This window comes from Nocardioides campestrisoli (assembly GCF_013624435.2).
GTDB classification, from domain to species: Bacteria; Actinomycetota; Actinomycetes; order Propionibacteriales; family Nocardioidaceae; genus Nocardioides; species Nocardioides campestrisoli.
This window is the reverse complement of record NZ_CP061768.1, coordinates 1,464,400-1,481,938: the sequence shown is the minus strand read 5'-3', so window position 1 is coordinate 1,481,938 and position 17,539 is coordinate 1,464,400. Positions and strand designations below refer to the sequence as shown.

15 protein-coding genes and 1 riboswitch are annotated in these 17,539 nt (G+C 74.0%); of the genes, 4 read left to right on the top strand and 11 right to left on the bottom strand.

The window, feature by feature from the left end:
• Positions 1-13: 13 nt before the first annotated feature.
• Both H8838_RS07095 and H8838_RS07090 read right to left on the bottom strand, forming a co-directional pair.
• Positions 14-871, bottom strand: a complete 858-nt coding sequence (locus H8838_RS07095; RefSeq protein WP_181310446.1) for an ABC transporter permease — start codon at positions 869-871, stop codon at positions 14-16.
• The gene (locus H8838_RS07090; RefSeq protein ID WP_181310445.1) at positions 868-1,890 is read right to left on the bottom strand and encodes an ATP-binding cassette domain-containing protein; all 1,023 of its coding nucleotides are present in this window, start codon (positions 1,888-1,890) and stop codon (positions 868-870) included. Before H8838_RS07090 ends, H8838_RS07095 begins: the two co-directional genes overlap by 4 nt.
• Positions 1,891-1,956: 66 nt before the next feature.
• Here H8838_RS07090 and H8838_RS07085 point away from each other — a divergent pair, with 66 nt between their 5' ends.
• The 3 genes from H8838_RS07085 (at position 1,957) to H8838_RS07075 (ending at position 4,845) form a co-directional block, all read left to right on the top strand.
• Entirely contained in the window at positions 1,957-2,598 is a 642-nt protein-coding gene (locus tag H8838_RS07085; RefSeq protein WP_185995021.1) for a PadR family transcriptional regulator, read from the top strand.
• A complete protein-coding gene (locus H8838_RS07080) occupies positions 2,595-3,455 on the top strand; it encodes an EamA family transporter (RefSeq protein WP_185995022.1) in 861 nt (286 codons plus the stop codon). The genes H8838_RS07085 and H8838_RS07080 overlap by 4 nt, the downstream gene beginning before the upstream one ends.
• A 202-nt stretch (positions 3,456-3,657) precedes the next feature.
• The gene (locus tag H8838_RS07075; protein ID WP_224766443.1) at positions 3,658-4,845 is read left to right on the top strand and encodes a PQQ-dependent sugar dehydrogenase; all 1,188 of its coding nucleotides are present in this window, start codon (positions 3,658-3,660) and stop codon (positions 4,843-4,845) included.
• On the opposite strand, the gene H8838_RS07070 is transcribed toward H8838_RS07075, so the two are convergent.
• The 8 genes from H8838_RS07070 to gatC all read right to left on the bottom strand — a co-directional run bounded on the left by H8838_RS07070 (position 4,829) and on the right by gatC (position 14,067).
• Positions 4,829-5,701 (bottom strand): ECF transporter S component, encoded by an 873-nt coding sequence (locus H8838_RS07070; protein ID WP_224766442.1) that lies wholly within the window; start codon positions 5,699-5,701, stop codon positions 4,829-4,831. The genes H8838_RS07075 and H8838_RS07070 overlap by 17 nt on opposite strands.
• The gene (locus H8838_RS07065; RefSeq protein WP_185995023.1) at positions 5,698-7,323 is read right to left on the bottom strand and encodes an ABC transporter ATP-binding protein; all 1,626 of its coding nucleotides are present in this window, start codon (positions 7,321-7,323) and stop codon (positions 5,698-5,700) included. Before H8838_RS07065 ends, H8838_RS07070 begins: the two co-directional genes overlap by 4 nt.
• The gene (locus H8838_RS07060; protein ID WP_185995024.1) at positions 7,320-8,531 is read right to left on the bottom strand and encodes an energy-coupling factor transporter transmembrane component T; all 1,212 of its coding nucleotides are present in this window, start codon (positions 8,529-8,531) and stop codon (positions 7,320-7,322) included. The genes H8838_RS07065 and H8838_RS07060 overlap by 4 nt, the downstream gene beginning before the upstream one ends.
• Positions 8,532-8,535: 4 nt before the next feature.
• Positions 8,536-9,249: a hypothetical protein gene (locus tag H8838_RS07055; RefSeq protein ID WP_185995025.1), complete on the bottom strand. Its 714-nt coding sequence runs from the start codon at positions 9,247-9,249 to the stop codon at positions 8,536-8,538.
• Positions 9,246-10,430, bottom strand: coding sequence for a hypothetical protein (locus H8838_RS07050; RefSeq protein ID WP_185995026.1), 1,185 nt, complete (start codon positions 10,428-10,430; stop codon positions 9,246-9,248). Before H8838_RS07050 ends, H8838_RS07055 begins: the two co-directional genes overlap by 4 nt.
• A 72-nt stretch (positions 10,431-10,502) precedes the next feature.
• Positions 10,503-10,630, bottom strand: a riboswitch (cobalamin riboswitch).
• Between the two features lie 79 nt (positions 10,631-10,709).
• Positions 10,710-12,227 carry an Asp-tRNA(Asn)/Glu-tRNA(Gln) amidotransferase subunit GatB gene (gatB, locus tag H8838_RS07045; RefSeq protein ID WP_185995027.1) on the bottom strand — a complete coding sequence of 506 codons (1,518 nt, stop codon included), beginning with the start codon at positions 12,225-12,227 and terminating at the stop codon, positions 10,710-10,712.
• The gene (gene gatA, locus H8838_RS07040; RefSeq protein ID WP_185995171.1) at positions 12,224-13,756 is read right to left on the bottom strand and encodes an Asp-tRNA(Asn)/Glu-tRNA(Gln) amidotransferase subunit GatA; all 1,533 of its coding nucleotides are present in this window, start codon (positions 13,754-13,756) and stop codon (positions 12,224-12,226) included. The genes gatB and gatA overlap by 4 nt, the downstream gene beginning before the upstream one ends.
• Before the next feature lie 11 nt (positions 13,757-13,767).
• Positions 13,768-14,067 (bottom strand): Asp-tRNA(Asn)/Glu-tRNA(Gln) amidotransferase subunit GatC, encoded by a 300-nt coding sequence (gene gatC / locus H8838_RS07035; RefSeq protein ID WP_181310437.1) that lies wholly within the window; start codon positions 14,065-14,067, stop codon positions 13,768-13,770.
• A gap of 126 nt (positions 14,068-14,193) precedes the next feature.
• Here gatC and H8838_RS07030 point away from each other — a divergent pair, with 126 nt between their 5' ends.
• Complete coding sequence (locus tag H8838_RS07030) at positions 14,194-15,192, top strand: SGNH/GDSL hydrolase family protein (protein ID WP_185995028.1); 999 nt, start codon at positions 14,194-14,196, stop codon at positions 15,190-15,192.
• Here the strand turns inward: H8838_RS07030 and ligA are convergent.
• Positions 15,189-17,327, bottom strand: a complete 2,139-nt coding sequence (gene ligA, locus H8838_RS07025) for an NAD-dependent DNA ligase LigA (protein WP_185995029.1) — start codon at positions 17,325-17,327, stop codon at positions 15,189-15,191. The genes H8838_RS07030 and ligA overlap by 4 nt on opposite strands.
• Positions 17,328-17,539: the final 212 nt, after the last annotated feature.

Below are 17,539 nucleotides of genomic sequence, written 5' to 3'. Positions count from 1 at the left end.
CGTTCGTGGCTGGTCAGTCCTGGGTCCGGTGGCGGAACGCCCGCAGCGAGAGCGGGGCCAGGACGGCGGTGAGCAGCAGCGTCCAGATCACCGTCGAGATCACCGGGTACTGCAGCGGCAGCGCGGCGTCGGCGGGTGCCGGGCCGGTGTTGCCCCACAGCTCGCGCACGGCTTGCACCAGGGAGGAGATCGGGTTCCACTCCGCGATCGTGCGCAGGAAGGTGCCCATCTGGTCGGTCGGCGCGAAGGCGTTCGACAGGAACGTCAGCGGGAAGATCGTGGTGAACATGACGCCGTTGACCGCCTCCACCGAGCGCAGGGACGAGCCGACCAGGATGCCCAGCCAGATCATCGCGAAGCCCCACAGCAGCAGCAGCGCGTAGGCCAGCACCGCGTCCAGGAAGGACCCGCGGATCCGCCAGCCGACGATCAGCCCGGTCAGCGACATCACCGCGACGCCGATGCCCGAGTGGATCAGGCTGGAGAAGCTGCGTCCCACCAGCACCGCCGAGGGATGGATCGGCAGCGACCGCATCCGGTCGACGATGCCCTTGTCGATGTCCGCCGTGAGCCCGACGGCGACGATGAACGAGGCGAACGCAATCGTCTGCCCCATGATCCCCGCCAGCAGCCACTCCCGGTAGCCCGCCGCGGCGCCCTGGACCGCGATCGCCCCGCCGAACACGTAGGCGAAGAGCAGCACGAACATCACCGGCTGCACGGTGACGTCCATCAGCATCTCGGGCATCCGCTTGATGTGGATGAGGTTGCGCCGGGTGATCGCCAGCGACTGCTGGAGCAGCGAGGTACGGCGGATCTGGGGCCGCTCCAGCTTCTGCTGGTCGACGGCCCGCACGGTCTCGGCGCTCATGCGGAGACTCCTTCCAGCCGGGAGTCGGCGTCGCCGTCGTCGGGCGACTCCTCCTCGGCGCGTCGACCGGTCAGGTGCAGGAAGACGTCGTCGAGGCTGGGGCGCTGCAGTCCGAGGTCGTCGAGGTCGATGCCGCTGGTGGCGAAGACCGCGGCCACCTCGGTGATGTCGCCCAGCCCCTGGGCGGGCGCGGTCAGTCGTCGTCCCGGCTCGTCCAGGTGCACCTGGTCGACCACCCGGCTCATCAGCTCGTGGGCGCGGCCCAGGTCCTCGGCGCGGGAGACCGTGACCACCAGCGCGGCCTGCCCCGAGGCGTCCTTGAGCTGCAGCGGGGTCCCCTCGGCGATGATCCGGCCGTGGTCGATCACCACGATGTTGTCGGCGAGCTGGTCGGCCTCCTCCAGGTACTGCGTGGTGAGCAGCAGCGTGGTGCCGTCGCGGACCAGCTCGCGCAGCACCTCCCACAGCTCGACGCGGCTGCGCGGGTCCAGGCCCGTCGTCGGCTCGTCGAGGAAGAGCACCGGCGGGGTCGCCACCAGGCTGACCGCCAGGTCGAGGCGGCGCCGCATGCCGCCCGAGTAGGTCTTGACCACCCGCTTGCCGGCGTCGGTCAGCGAGAACCGCTCCAGCAGGTCGGCGGAGACCCGTCTGACGGTGGCCCGGTCCAGCCCGTAGAGCTGGCCGACCAGGCGCAGGTTCTCCTGCCCGGTGAGCAGCTCGTCGACGGTGGCGGTCTGGCCGGTCAGCCCCATCGAGCGGCGTACGCCGGCCGGGTCCTGCACCACGTCGTGGCCGGCCACGCGGGCCGTCCCCCGGGTGGGCGTGGTCAGCGTCGTCATCATCCGCACCGTGGTGGTCTTTCCCGCGCCGTTGGGCCCGAGCAGGCCCAGGACGCTGCCGGCCGGCACCGAGAAGCTCACGCCGTCGACGGCGACCGTGTCGTCGAAGTGCTTGACGAGGTCGAGCGCCTCGACCGCCGGACCGCTGGACGTGGGTCGGCTGTTCAGGTGTCTCTCCATGCGCCTCTCCCTTGTTCCTATTAGGAATAGTACGCTTGCGGCATGCCAGCGCAAGACCCTTTTCCGATGACGTCGTACGCCCTGCTGGGCCTGCTGACGTTCGGCGACGAGCTCACCGGCTACGAGCTCAAGCAGCGCGCCGACAGCACGCTCCGCTTCTACTGGCAGTCGCCGGCGATGAGCCAGGTCTACTCCGAGCTGGCCCGCCTGACCTCGCACGGGCTGCTGCGCAAGCAGCGCGAGCAGCGCGGCACGACGTACGCCCTGACCCCCCAGGGGCGCGAGACCCTGGAGCGCTGGATGCGGGAGGCGCCCGTGGGCTTCCCGGTCTTCAAGCACCCGCAGGCGCTGCACCTGATGATCGGGCACCTCACCGACACCACGACCCTGGTCGCCATGCTGGAGGACTACCTTGAGCAGGTGACCGCCGCCCACGCCGACCTCACCGAGGTCCGCCGCTCGCTGGCGGTCGCCGACGGCGTGGGCGAGGTCTTCCACTACCCCTCCCTGGTCGCCGACTGGGGCCTGGCCCACTTCGACTCCGAGCTGGAGATCGCCCGCAAGACGATGGCCCGGCTCAGCGCCGAGGACCCCGCCGCGGCCGGGGCGACGGGATCGGATGCGCCCGCGGTGACGAGCCGGCCCGGGGAGAGCAGCGAGCCCGCGGTGACCAGCGAGCCCGCGGTGACCAGCGAGCCCGGGGCGTGACCCGCGCCGTCTGGCTGGTGCTGGCCGGCATCGCCTCGGTCCAGCTCGGCGCGGCCGTCGCCAAGGACCTCTTCGACCGGGTGGACCCGACCGCACTGGTCTGGCTCCGCCTGGTCGCCAGCGCCGTGCTGCTGCTCGCCCTCGCCCGCCCCCGGCTGCGCGGTCGCAGCCGTGGGGACTGGCAGGTGGTCGCCGGCTTCGCGCTGACCCTGGCGGTGATGAACTGGGCGTTCTACCAGTCCTTCGCCCGCCTGCCGCTGGGCGTCGCGGTGACGATCGAGCTGATCGGCCCGCTGGCCGTCGCGCTGGCCGGGTCGCGCCGGGTCCGCGACCTGCTGTGGGTGCTGCTGGCCGGGATCGGGGTCACCGCCCTGGGCTGGGAGCGGACCGCGCTCGACCCGGTGGGGGTCGCGTACGCCGTCCTCGCCGGGACCGGGTGGGCCTGCTACATCCTGCTCAGCGCCCAGACGGGCCGGCGGTGGCCGGGCCTCGACGGCCTCTCGGTCGCCAGCGCCGGGGGCGCGCTGATGCTGGCGCCGTTCGCCCTCGCCGCGGACCTGCACGGCCTGCTGGACCCGCAGGTGCTGGCGCTCGGCGCGCTGATCGGCCTGCTCAGCTCGGTCATCCCGTACAGCTTCGAGCTGATCGCCCTGCGCAGCCTGCGCCCCTCGGTCTTCGGCATCCTGATGAGCGTCGAGCCGGCTGCCGCGGCGCTGGCCGCGCTCCTGGTGCTCGGTGAGAGCCTGAGCGTGCTCCAGTGGACGGCGATCGGCTGCGTGGTCGCCGCGAGCGCCGGGGCCACCCTGTTCACACAGACGTCACACGACCGAGACACCACGGTCCTCCCGGCTGCCTAGGCTCGACGCAGGGCTCCTGCAAAGGGACGCCTCGATCGCCTCGGCCCAGCGCCGTGCCGAGGCGGTCGAGGCGATTGCACCCTCGACTGCACCTCTGGTGCTCTCTGCGCCACCTCTGCTGCAGTCGGGCGGGACTCGAAGGCACCGGCAGCGACTGGGCGGCGTTTGTAGGCTGGCGACCCCGACCGGTCTGGAGGATCCCGTGCCCGAGTCCCTGCGTCGTGCCGCCCTCGTCACGAGCCTGACGATCTGCCTCGTGCTGGCCGGCTGCGGAACCGACGAGCCGGACGCCTCGACCCCCGAGTCCCCCGCGTCGTCCTCACCCAGCCCTTCGGCGGGCCAGTCCCCCTCGGCCTCTCCGTCCGCGCCCGAGCAGACGGCCTCGGGACCCGCCCGGCCGCAGGTCGCCGGCACGGTGGCCTCAGGGCTGGAGGTCCCGTGGGGCCTGGCCTTCCTGCCCGACGGGTCGGCGGTGGTGACCGAGCGCGACAGCGCCCGGGTGCTCCGGCTGACCGGGGAGGGCGAGGAGTGGAAGGTCACCGAGGTCGGTCGGATCGAGGCCGCCGCCCCGGAGGTCGAGGGCGGCCTCCTCGGGGTCGCCGCCTCCCCGGACTTCGACTCCGACCGGACGCTCTTCTTCTACGTCACCGCCGCCGACGACAACCGGATCGTCCGGGCCGAGCTCGACGGGGACCGGCTGGGCGAGCCCGAGCCGGTGCTCACCGGGATCCCCCGCGGCATGATCCACGACGGCGGGCGCCTGCTCTTCGGTCCCGACGGCTACCTCTACGCCTCCACCGGCGAGATCGGTGAGCGCGAGCTGGCCCAGGACCGGGAGTCACTGGCCGGCAAGATCCTGCGGATCACCCCCGACGGGCGGCCGGCACCGGGCAACCCGGACCCCGACTCCTCCGTCTGGTCCTGGGGGCACCGCAACGTCCAGGGCCTCGCGACCGACGACCGGGACCGGCTGTGGGCCAGCGAGTTCGGCGACAGCACCTGGGACGAGCTCAACCTGGTCCGCAAGGGACGCAACTACGGGTGGCCGCGGATCGAGGGACGCTCCGCGGACAACCCCGGCGTCTCCGCGGACGGTCTCACCGACCCGCTCGCCGTCTGGAGCACCGACGAGGCCTCGCCCTCGGGCCTGGCGTACGCCGAGGGCTCCCTGTGGCTGGGCGCGCTGCGCGGCACCCGGCTCTGGCAGGTGCCGGTGACCGACGACGGCCTCGGTCGCCCGCGCGGGCACTTCGTCGGCGACTACGGCCGGCTGCGCTCGATCGCCGCGGCTCCGGACGGCTCGCTGTGGATGACCACCTCGAACCGCGACGGCCGCGGCACGCCGAGCGACGAGGACGACCGGATCCTGCGGGTCACGCTGGAGCGCTGACCCGGACCACGACCGCCCGCCGGGCGACCCGGCGCAGGGTGGCGAGGACCGACGGGCCGAGCAGCGCGATGGCCAGCGCGTTGGTCAGCGCCCGGCCGGTGTCCCAGCCGCCGGTGGAGGTCACCAGCGTGTAGAGGCCGAACCGCTGCAGGTTCTCCAGCACCGGCGCCCCGGCGACGAAGGACAGGTCGGTGGCCTCGTACCCGGGCACCGCCACCCCGAGCAGGAACGGCCAGCCCCACATGTTCATCGCGGCGCCGAAGAGGTACGCCGCCAGGATCCCGTAGACCGCCAGCATGACGATCTCCGCCCGGCCGGTCACCCGGCGCGGCAGCAGCCCCGCGCCCATCCCCACCCAGCCGGAGACCAGCATCTGGAACGGCAGCCACGGACCCACGCCGGCGGTGAAGAGCGCGGAGACGAAGAGCGAGGTCGCCCCGAGGATGAAGCCGAAGGCCGGCCCGAAGACCCGACCCGCGAGGATCAGCAGGAAGAAGACCAGCTCGAGCCCGGCGACCCCGGCACCCAGGCCGCGGATCACCCCGTTGATCGCCGCCAGCAGCCCCAGCACCGCCAGCACGCGGGCGTCCATCCCGCCCTCGGTCATCTCGGCCAGGACCATCACCAGCAGCAGCGGGAGCAGGGCCAGGAAGAGGAACGGCGGGTCGACCCGCGCGCCGTCCGGCACGTCGAGCAGGAACGGCCAGGCCAGCATCATCAGGCCGACGACGGAGACCAGCACCAGCACCGCCGCGCTGCGTACGCCGATCCGGACCGCCGGCGTGCCCGGCGCCGGCAGGTCCGCACCGCCCTGCCCGGGCTGACCGGGTCCGGCCGGCCGGCCGAGGCGGCTCACCGGCCCGCTCCGGCCGCGGCGAGGGCGTCGGCCACCTGGTCGACGCGGAGCCACGGGGCCCCCAGCACCTTGTGCACCTGCGGCGCGAACGAGGGCGACTCCACCACCACCCGCAGGGTGGGACCTTCCGAGACCACCTCCCCGTCGGCCAGCACGACCACGGCGTCGGCGACACTCGCGACGAACTCGACGTCGTGGGTGGCGACCAGCACCGCACGTCCTTCGGCGGCGAGCTGGCGCAGCAGGACGGCCAGCGCGCGCTTGCCCGGGTAGTCCAGCCCACGCGTCGGCTCGTCGAGCAGCAGCACCGGAGGGCGCGCGGCCAGCACCACCGCGAGCGCCAGCGCCAGCCGCTGACCCTCGGAGAGGTCGCGCGGGTGGGTCTGGTCCTCGATCCCCGGGGCGAGCCGGTCCAGGATCTCCCGGCACCGGCCCGGGGCGCCCGCGTCGGCGTCCGCGTCCGCGCACTCCTGGCCCACGGACTCCAGGTAGAGCAGGTCCGCCGCGGTCTGCGGCACCATCCCGGTCCGCCGACGCCGCTCGGCGCCGCTGAGCTCGTGCGGGTCCCGGCCGGCCACCCGCACCTGCCCCGAGGCCCGTCCGGTCCGCCCCTGGAGCGCCCACAGCAGCGTGGACTTCCCGGCGCCGTTGCGGCCCATCAGCGCGGTGACCTGACCGGGGTCCAGGCGCAGGTCCAGGCCGCGCAGCACCGGCGTGCGCCCGTGCGCCACCACCAGGCCGGAGGCGGTCATCAGGGGGTCCGGCGGTCGCGCGTCGGGCGGGGGGTCAGCCGTCCCGGACGCGCTCGCCAGGCCGTCGGCCAGCCGCGGGCGCACCTCCCGGGCCCGGCGGCGGGCGTCCCGGACGGTCAGCGGCAGCGGGGTCCACCCGAGGGCACGACCCAGCTCGACCAGGGGCGGGGCGATCGGCGAGTCGACCATCACCACCTCCGGCGCGTCCACCCGGACCCGTCTGTCCTCGCCCAGCAGCACCATCCGGTCCGCGAACGGCACCACCCGCTCCAACCGGTGCTCGGCGACGACCACCGACAGGCCGAGGTCCTGCACCAACCGGGTGACGATCGCCAGCACGTCCTCGGCGGCGGTCGGGTCGAGCGCCGAGGTCGGCTCGTCGAGCACCAGCAGCCGCGGGTGCATGGTGAGCACCGACCCGATCGCCACCCGCTGCTGCTCGCCCCCGGAGAGGGTGCGCAGGTCGCGGTGGCGCAGGTCGGCGATGCCCAGCAGGTCGAGCGTCTCCTCGACCCGTCGGCGCATCGTCGCCGCCGGGAGGCCCAGCTGCTCCATGCCGTAGGCGAGCTCCTCCTCGACGGTGTCGGTGACGAACCAGGCAGCGGGGTTCTGACCGACGTACCCGACGTCGGCGGCCCGCTCCCGCGCCGGCCGGTGCAGGATGCTGACCCCGTCCAGCAGCACGTCGCCGGTCAGCGTCCCGCCCGTGTGCTCGGGCACCAACCCGGCGAGCACGCCGAGCAGGGTCGACTTGCCGGCGCCGGTGGAGCCGGCGAGCAGCACCAGCTCGCCCTCCTCGATGGTCAGGTCGACCCCGTCGAGCACCCGGCGGTCGGGGTAGCAGAACCTGATGTCGCGCAGCTCGATCACCGGACCACCTCCGGGAGCCGGGCCCGCGTGGCCACCGTGGGGGCCGGCGGGGCGACCAGGACGGGGAGCAGCGCGGCCAGCGGGACGAGCAGCGCGGCCAGGTCGAGCATCGGGGCCGCAGCGACCCCGGGATGCGCGATCGCGAGGGAGGTCTGAGCCACCCACCACAGCCCGGCACCGACGGCCAGTCCGCTGACGGCGACCAGGATCTCCTCGGCCTGCCAGGTGTCCGGGCGGTAGCGGCTGCGGCCGACGCGACGGCCCGCCGTGCTCAGCGCGAGGATCGCGCAGCCGGCTCCCAGGACGAGCATCGGCCAGCCCAGCCAGCGCGGCGCGGTGGTGTCCAGGAACCCGTAGACGCCGACGCAGCTGCCCATCAGCGCGAGCAGCATCAGGCCGCCGGTCAGCCGGCGCTCCCCCGGCGTCGACGGCCCGGTGCGACCGTAGCCGCGGGCGTCCATCCCGGCAGCCAGGGCCATGGAGCGCTCGAAGGCGTCCTCGAGCACGGGGACCAGGACCCGGCGCAGGCCGTGGATCCGGCGCCGCCGCCCTCGCGGCGAGGTGGTGCCGCTCCCCCGCAGCTCCTGGGCGTGCTTGACCCGGCGGGCGCTGTCCGCGAGCTGGGGCAGCACGGTGACCGCCACCACCAGGGCGGTGCCGATCTCGTAGAGGGCGGGCGGCAGGGACTTCAGCAGCCGCTTGGGGTTGGCCAGCGCGTTGGCCGCCCCGAAGGCCAGCAGGATGCAGGCCAGCTGCATGCCGTCGTAGAGACCGGCCAGGACTGCCTCGCGGGTCACGGGCCCGAGCAGCCGGATGCCGGTGGTCCACTCCGGTAGCTGGACCTGCGGGAGGTCCAGGAGGACGGTCCCGCCGACCCCGCCGCCCAACAGCACCCGGAAGAGCACGCGGACCGCCACGGTGATCCCGGCCAGCCAGAGGTAGAGCCGGTAGGCGCGGGCCCAGGTCCCGTCGCCCCGGCACGCCTGGACCACCACCCAGCTCACCGCCGCGAGCAGCGCGAGCAACCAGGGGTTGGTGGTGGCCGAGGCGGCCGCCGCCAACCCGAGCGCCCAGACCCACCAGGCCACGGGATGCAGCTCCCTGGGGGCGCGCACCCGGCCGGTCGGCGCGTCCGTCGGGGCGCCCTCCGGGACACCCAGGAGGTCGCCCCTCTGGTCGCGCGCCTGGTCGCTCGCCCGGACACTCATCAGGTCACGCCCGCCCGCGCCGGCGGGTCACCAGCACCCCGGCCCCCAGGAGCGCCGCGAGCGCGCTCGCGGGCACCCAGAGCGGCAGCGACCCGTCCTCCGGCTCCTCGGCAGCACCCGGCTGCGGCGCCGAGACATCCGCGCCGCCGGGCAGGACCTCGTCCGGGGCGAGGGAGGGCGGGGACGACTCCCCGGCCCCCTGGTGCCAGGCCAGGCCGAGCAGGCCGCCCTCCGGGGTGCGCAGGGTGCCGGCACCCTGGCTGGCGTAGACCCAGTCGCCGCCCTCGCCGTCGGCCCACCACAGTCCCCAGTAGGCGTCCGCGGGGGCCGCGTTGACGCACGGGTCGGTGGTCGGCACCCCGGCGACCCGGCACAGGAAGCCGGGCTCCCGGCTCGCGTCCTCCAGGTCGAACCCGGCGTCCTCGATGCTCGTGTAGGCCCGTTCGTCGGCCACGTCCGGGTCGCAGGCCGTACGGAGTGCCTCCGCGGGGTCGGCGGCCAGCTCCCCGAAGTCGACCACCACGGTCACCCCGGACGGCGGGCAGCCCTCCGCGGCGTCCCCGGTCGCGGTCCCGGTCGCCACCGCGGTCGAGGTCGGCGTCGCGGCCGCGGCGACCGTGGTCCCGGCCGCCACTCCCGCCCAGACGCCGAGCAGGACGGCCGCCACCGCGGTGCGCGGCACCCGGCTCACGTGTCCCGCCGCACGGCCCCAGGTCACCCGTTGCCGTCCTCGTCGGCGGCGGCGAGCGCCGGGAACGCCTGCACGCCCGCGCCGACCCACGGGGAGCGGTCCAGCGGGTCGCTCAGCCCGTGCCGGCGAGCCTGCGCCAGGCTGGACTCGTCGTAGGCGATCGCGCCGGTCTCCTCGGCCAGCTCGCCGTCCTCGGTCTGCTCCTGGCCGACCTGGACGCCGCGCAGCCACGCCGCGGCCCGGGCGGCTGCCTCGTCCTCGCCGAGCAGGTGCAACGCCCAGCCGGCGAGGCCGGTGGTGTTGGCGTTGGTGCCGTTCTGCGGGTCGGCGAACGAGCCGTCGGCGGCCTGTTGGGCCAGCAGCCACGCGGCGACGTCGTCGAGCGCCTCCTGGACGTCGGGATCGGGGCTGCCGGACTCCTCGGCGGCCTCCGCGACGGACGCCAGCTGCACGGCGACCAGCGCCGTGGTGTCCGGGGCCTCGTCCGCCGCGGCGGCGTCGCCCGCGCCGCAGGACTGGTCGCGTGCGTCGGGCTCGGAGAACGCGAGACGGAAGAACCCCTCGTCGCACTGCTGGAGCAGGAGGAAGTCGGTGACCTGGTCAGCACGGGGGCTGTCGAGCTCGGTCAGCGCCGCCGCGGCGTACCCCTGCCCGATCGAGTTGGCGTAGTCGCCGTACTCCGAGCGGTCCCGGAGCCGTCCGGCCGCCGCGCCGCGACGCACGACCGCCTGCTCGACGCGCGCCTGGAGGTCGACCCCGCCGAAGGCTCGGGGGTCGCGGTCCTGGTCGACCACGAGCCGCAGCGCCTTGGCGGTCGGACCTGCGTAGCGCTCGCCCCCGGAGCCGACGTAGTCGGCGAGGCTCGCCTCCACCGCGTCGGTGATCGCCTCCGCCTCCGCCGGCTCCAGGTCGAGCGCGGAGAGGCCCAGGGCCAGGTCGATGCTCGAGCCGACGTCGGTCATGGTGGAGGTCTTGCCCTCGTACGACGTGGTGTTCTCCAGCAGGCCGTCGGCGTTGCGGTTGGCCAGCAGCCAGTCGGCGGCCAGCTCGACCGGTCGCGGACCGGCGGCGGGAGCGGCGTCGGTCTCCTCGGAGGCGGAGTCCGAGCCGCACGCGGCGACCCCTCCCGCCAGCAGGACGACGGTGGCGGCGGTGGCGAGACGGCGGCGCTGGACCGGGCCGGGACGAGATGACGTGCGGTGTGACATGTGGTGTTCCTCCCCGCTGCGGGCGGGGACGGTCCACGGAGGGAGCGAACCCGCCGTGTTCCTCGACAGCGAATGTTCGGACGCAGCACAGCGGGTGTTCCGGCTCGCACGGTCGGGACCGTGCCTACGGTTGCGGGTCAGCGCCGGACTTGGACCGGCTTCCCCCACCTGTGAGCGTGGGTGTGCCGCGACGGTCGTCGCGACGGGGTCACTCTACGCCGATGCCCCCGGACCCCGACAAGGGGTCCGAGGGCATCGTGAGGGTTCCGGAGGAACGGGTCAGGCGAGCTTCTCCAGGATCAGCTCGCGGACCCGGCCGGCGTCGGCCTGGCCGCGCATCTCCTTCATCACCGCACCGATCAGCGCGCCGGCCGCGGCGACCTTGCCGTCGCGGATCTTCTGCGCCACGTCGGGGTTGGCCGCGATCGCGTTGTCCACCGCGGTGCCCAGCGCCCCCTCGTCGGAGACGATCGCCAGCCCGCGGGCCGCGACGATCTCCTCCGGGGTGCCCTCGCCGGCCAGCAGGCCGTCGAAGACCTGACGGGCCAGCTTGTCGTTGAGCGTGCCGGCGTCGACCAGTGCCTGGACGGCCGCCACCTGCTCGGGGGTGACACCCAGGGCGTCGATCTCGGTGCCGGTGTCGTTGGCCCGCCGGGCCATCTCGCCCAGCCACCACTTGCGGGCCGCCTGCGGCGCGGCACCGGCCGCGATGGTCTGCTCGATCAACTCCAGCGCCCCGGCCCCGACCGTGTCGCGCATCTCCAGGTCGGAGAAGCCCCACTCGGCCTGCAGCCGGCTGCGCCGCTCGGTCGGGTTCTCCGGCAGGGTGCCGCGCAGCTCCTCGACCCACTCCCGCGACGGAGCCACCGGCACCAGGTCGGGCTCGGGGAAGTAGCGGTAGTCCTCCGCGTCGGACTTCTCCCGGCCGCTGGTGGTGATCCCGGTGTCCTCGTGCCAGTGCCGGGTCTCCTGCAGGATGGTCGAGCCCGAGGTCAGGACGGCGGCGTGCCGGCGCATCTCGTAGCGCACCGCGCGCTCCACCGAGCGCAGCGAGTTGACGTTCTTGGTCTCCGTGCGGGTGCCGAGGGCGTCGGAGCCCTTCGGGGCCAGCGACAGGTTGACGTCGGCGCGGATCGAGCCCTGGTCCATCCGGGCGTCGGAGACCCCGAGCGCGACGATCAGCTGACGCAGCTGGGCGACGTACGCCTTGGCGATCTCCGGGGCGCGGTCCCCCGCCCCACGGATCGGCTTGGTGACGATCTCGATGAGCGGGATGCCGGCCCGGTTGTAGTCGACCAGCGAGTAGTCGGCACCGTGGATCCGGCCGGTGGAGCCACCGACGTGCAGCGTCTTGCCGGTGTCCTCCTCCATGTGGGCGCGCTCGATCTCGACCCGGAAGGTCTCCGGCTCGCCGTCAGCACCCTCGATCTGCACGTCCATCCAGCCCTCGAAGGCGATCGGCTCGTCGTACTGCGAGGTCTGGAAGTTCTTCGGCATGTCCGGGTAGAAGTAGTTCTTCCGGGCGAACCGGCACCACTCGGCGATCTGGCAGTTGAGCGCCAGCCCGATCCGGATCGCGCCCTCCACCGCCTTGCGGTTGACCACCGGCATCGCGCCGGGCAGGCCCAGGCAGGTCGGGCAGACCTGGGTGTTCGGCTCGGCGCCGAACTCCGTCGGGCACCCGCAGAACATCTTGGTCAGGGTGCTCAGCTCGACGTGGACCTCCAGGCCCAGCGCCGGGTCGAACTTCTCCAGCGTCTCCTCGTAGGAGAGCAGGTCGGCGGTCCCGGTGCTCACAGCGAGGCTCCCTTCAGCTCGGGGGCGCGGTCGAGGATCGCACCACCCCACGTCTCCTCCAGCAGTGCCTCGACGGCGGCGCCGACCCGGTAGAGCCGGTCGTCGGCCAGGGCGGGCGCCAGCACCTGGAAGCCGACCGGCAGGTCGTCCTCCTCGGCGAGGCCGCACGGCACCGAGATGCCCGGGACCCCGGCCAGGTTGGCCGGGATGGTGGCGAGGTCGTTGAGGTACATCGCCAGCGGGTCGTCGAGCTTCTCCCCCAGCTTGAACGCCGTGGTGGGGGCGGTCGGGCTGACCAGCACGTCGACCTGCTCGAACGCCGCCTCGAAGTCGCGCGAGATCAGCGTGCGGACCTTCTGCGCCTGGCCGTAGTAGGCGTCGTAGTAGCCGCTGGACAGCGCGTAGGTGCCCAGGATGATCCGGCGCTTGACCTCGTCGCCGAAGCCGGCGTCGCGGGTGGCCCGCATGACCTCCTCGGCGCTCGGCGCGTCGATGCCCTCGGGCAGGACCCGCAGGCCGTAGCGCATGGCGTCGAACTTCGCCAGGTTGCTCGACGCCTCGGCGGGCAGGATCAGGTAGTAGGCGGCCAGCGCGTGCACGAAGCTCGGGCACGAGACCTCGACCACCTCGGCGCCGGCGGCGACCATCTGCTGCACCGTCTCGTCGAACCGGGCCATCACGCCCGGCTGCCAGCCCTCGCCGCGCAGCTCGGTGATCACGCCGACCTTGAGGCCGGTCAGGTCCTTGGTCGCCCCCTCACGGGCGGCGGCCACGAACGACGGCAGCTCATGGGGCACCGAGGTGCTGTCGAGCGGGTCGTGCCCGCCGATCACCTCGTGCAGCAGGGCGGAGTCGAGCACCGTCCGGGTGACCGGGCCGACCTGGTCCAGGGAGTTGGCCAGGGCCACCAAGCCGTAGCGGGAGACCCCGCCGTAGGTCGGCTTGACCCCGACCGTGCCGGTGACCGCGCCGGGCTGGCGGATCGAGCCGCCGGTGTCGGTGCCGAGCGCCAGCGGCGCCTCGAAGGCCGCGACGGCCGCGGCCGAACCGCCGCCGGAGCCGCCGGGGATCCGGTCCAGGTCCCACGGGTTGCGGGTCGGGCCGTAGGCGGAGTGCTCGGTGGAGGAGCCCATCGCGAACTCGTCCATGTTGGTCTTGCCCAGGATCGGCAGCCCCGCCTCGCGGAGCCTGCGGACCACGGTGGCGTCGTACGGCGGGATCCAGCCCTCGAGGATCTTCGACCCGCAGGTGGTCGGCAGCCCCTCGGTGGTCAGCACGTCCTTGACGGCGATCGGGACGCCGTCCAGGTCGCTCAGCGGCGCGCCGGCCCGTCGGCGCTCGTCGGAGGCCTCGGCCTGCGCGAGCGCGCCCTCGGCGTCCACGTGCAGGAAGGCGTGCACGCCCGCGTCCCGGTCTCCGTCGACCTCGGCGATCCGGTCCAGGTGCGCGCGGGTCAGCTCCACGCTGGTCACCTCGCCGGCGGCCAGCGCGTCGGCCATCCGGGCGGCGGTCTGTCGGGTCCAGTCCATCGTCTGCTCGCTCACTGCTCGTCTCCCAGGATCCGCGGCACGGAGAACCGCTGCTGCTCGGACTCCGGCGCCCCGGCGAGCGCCTGCTCGGCGCTGAGGCCCGGCACGACGACGTCGTCGCGGAACACGTTGGTCAGGGGCAGCGGGTGCGAGGTCGGCGGCACGTCGGCGCTCGCCACCTCGTTGATCGAGGCGACCGACTCCAGGATCACGCTCAGCTGCGGAGCCAGGTGGTCGAGCTCGGCGTCCGAGAGGTCGATCCGGGCCAGGACGGCCAGGTGCGCGACCTCGTCGCGGGAGATTTCAGGCATCAGCATCCTTTGCCAGACGAGCGGGACATCAGCTCCCCATCCTATGGGGACGCCCGGTTTCGGCCTCCGCCGGTCACCGCGCCCGGAGTAGCCTTCCCTCAACGCTCGCCGGAAGGGGACGCCCGCATGCACCTGAGGACTCGCCGGGCTCGTGCGGCGGGTGTCGCGGGGGCCGTCCTGGTCGCCTCCGGCCTGGTCGTGGGCGCCTGGGGCGCGAGCACCGGCAGGGACTCCGGCGACTCCGGCGGCCGGGTCCCTCCCAGCACCCAGGAGACGCCCGTCGCCGACCCGTCCGAGGACGTCCCGGCGGCGCCCGAGGAGCCTGCCGCTCCCGACTGGCTGGCCGGGCCCGCGGGCCCGGTGCGCTACGTCGCGCTCGGCGACTCCTACACCGCGGCGCCCGGCGTACCCGAGCCTGCAGGCGGCGTCTGCGCCCGGTCGACCAGCAACTACCCCTCCGTGCTCGCGCGATCCCTGCCCGGCACCGAGGTGGTCGACGTGAGCTGCACCGGCGCCGACACCCGCAACCTGCGCGGGCCCCAGCGGGTCTTCGCGATCTCGGTGCCGCCCCAGCTCGACGCGCTCGACGCCCGCACCGACCTGGTGACCCTCGGGATGGGCGGCAACGACTTCGGCGTCTTCGCCACGCTCGTCACCACCTGCCCGACGCTCGCGCCCACCGACCCTCGGGGCGCCCCGTGCCGCGCGGCGATGCGCACGCCCGGAGGCGGCGACCGGCTGCTGTCCAAGATCGAGCGCACCGGGACCCGGGTGCTCCGGGGGATCCGCGCCATCGAACGACGCAGCCCGCAGGCGCGGGTCGTGGTGGTCGGCTACCCGCAGCTGGCGCCCCGCACCGGCACCTGCGCCGACCTCCCGCTGGCCCGCGGCGACTACGGCTACACCCGCCTGGTCACCCGGCGGCTCAACACCGAGCTCCGGGAGGCGGCCCGACGGAGCGGAGCGGCGTACGTCGACGTGGCCCGCGCCAGCCGCGGGCACGACGTCTGCGCGCAGGACCCGTGGGTGAACGGCAAGCGGCTCACGAACCAGGCGATCCCCTACCACCCGTTCGCCCCGGAGCAGGCCGCGGTCGCCCGCCTGGTGCTGCGCGCCCTGGACTAGTCCGCTGGCGGCGGGCCCTCGGCGAGCAGCCGGTCGAAGCCGGCCTCGTCGAGGATGGTCAGGCCCAGCTGCTCGGCCTTGTCGGCCTTGCTGCCGGCGTTCTCACCCACCACCACGTAGTCGGTCTTCTTCGACACCGAGCCCGAGGCCTTGCCGCCGCGGGCGATGATCGCCTCCTTGACCGAGTCGCGGGTGTAGCCCTCCAGGGAGCCGGTGACCACGACGGTGAGGCCCTCCAGGGTGCGGGGCACCGACTCGTCGCGCTCGTCGGCCATCGTCACCCCGGCCGCCGCCCAGCTCTCCACGATGGCTCGGTGCCAGTCGGCCTGGGGTCCGTCGAACCACTCGCGCACCGACGCAGCGATGGTGGGGCCGACCCCCTCGGTGTCGGCCAGCTGCTGCTCGTCGGCCTCGCGGATCGCCTCCATCGAGCCGAACCGGGTCGCCAGCGCCCGCGCGGCCGTCGGGCCGACGTGCCGCACCGACAGCGCCACCAGCACCCGCCACAGCGGGACCTGCTTGGCCTTGTCGAGGTTGTCCAGGAGCCGACGGCCGTTGGCGCTGAGGACGCGGGGACCGCTGCCCGCCTCGAGCTCGGCCTTCTTGGCGGCCCGGGTGAAGAGCTCGGTGCGCACCAGCCCGCTCTCGTCCAGGCCGAAGACGTCCCCCTCGTTGGCGATCACCCCGGAGGCCAGCAGGGCGTCGGCCGCTTCGTAGCCGAGCCCCTCGATGTCGAACGCGCCCCGGCCGGCCACGTGGAAGACCCGCTCGCGCACCTGGGAGGGGCAGGCCTCGGAGTTGGGGCAGCGCAGGTCCTTGTCGCCCTCCTTCTGCTGGGCCAGCTTGGTGCCGCAGGAGGGGCAGTGGGTGGGCATGACCCACTCCGCCAGGCCCTCGGGCCGCAGCGGGAGGACCGGTCCCAGGATCTCCGGGATCACGTCGCCGGCCTTGCGCAGGATGACGGTGTCGCCGGGGCGCACGTCCTTGCGTGCGACCTCGTGGGCGTTGTGCAGCGTGGCCCGCTCCACCGTGGAGCCCGCCACCCGGGTCGGCTCCATCACCCCGAACGGGGTGACCCGGCCGGTCCGGCCGACGTTGACCTCGATGGCGAGCAGCTTGGCGTTGACCTCCTCCGGCGGGTACTTGTACGCGATCGCCCAGCGCGGCGCGCGGCTGGTCGAGCCGAGCCGGCGCTGGAGGGCGACCGAGTCGACCTTGACCACGACCCCGTCGATCTCGTAGCCGACGATGGTGTGCCGCTCCTCCCCCACCTTCGTCACGTACGCCTCGACGTCGCTCAACGTCGGCACCACCCGCACCTGGTCGGAGGTGGGCAGGCTCCAGGCGCGCATCGCGTCGTAGGACCCGGACTGGGTGGCCGGCTCGAAGCCCTGGCGCGCCCCCAGCCCGTGGCAGACCATGCCCAGGGCCCGGGTGGCGGTCACCCGGGGGTCCTTCTGCCGCAGCGACCCGGCGGCGGCGTTGCGGGGGTTGGCGAACGGGGGCTTCCCGGCGTCGGCCATCGCGGAGTTGAGCCGCTCGAACGCGTCGGTCGGCAGGAACACCTCGCCGCGGACCTCCACCAGGTCGGGCACCGGGAACTCGTCGGTGCCGGTGAGCCGGTGCGGCACCGAGTCGATGGTGCGCACGTTGGGCGTGACGTCCTCGCCGGTGCGGCCGTCGCCGCGGGTCAGCGCCCGCACCAGCCGGCCGCGCTCGTAGAGCAGGTTGATCGCCAGGCCGTCGACCTTGAGCTCGCAGAGCAGCTCGGCGTCGGTGATCCCGTCCCGGGCCAGCCGGGCGTACCAGCCCTGGAGCTCCTCGAAGGAGAAGGCGTTGTCCAGCGACTCCATCGGCTGGAGGTGGTCGACGGCGGTGAACTCGGTGGAGACCGCGCCCCCGACCTTCTGGGTCGGCGAGTCCGGCGTCCGCAGCTCGGGGTGGGCCTCCTCGAGCGCCTCCAGCTCGCGCATCCGCCGGTCGAACTCCGCGTCGTCCAGCGTCGGGGAGTCGAGGACGTAGTAGCGCCAGCGCGCCTCCTCGACCTGCTCGGACAGCTCCTGGTGGCGTTCGCGCGCCTCGGGCGGCGCGGGAGCGACCTCGGGCGACGCGGGAGGGACCTCGGACGTGCTCATGGCACCATCTTGCCCTGCGTCGCCGACAGCGTCTGGCCCGGACTCAGCCCCGGAGGATCAGCGGACGGACGACAGCCGGGCGTGCCGCATCCCGGGGTTCCTGGCTCTCGGGCTGGTGGCCGCCACCGGCACGCTCACCTGGACACCCGAGCGCGCCGGGTCCGCCGCCTGAGCGTCGTACGGGGCGCCGAGCCTGCCCGCGGGCACGCTGT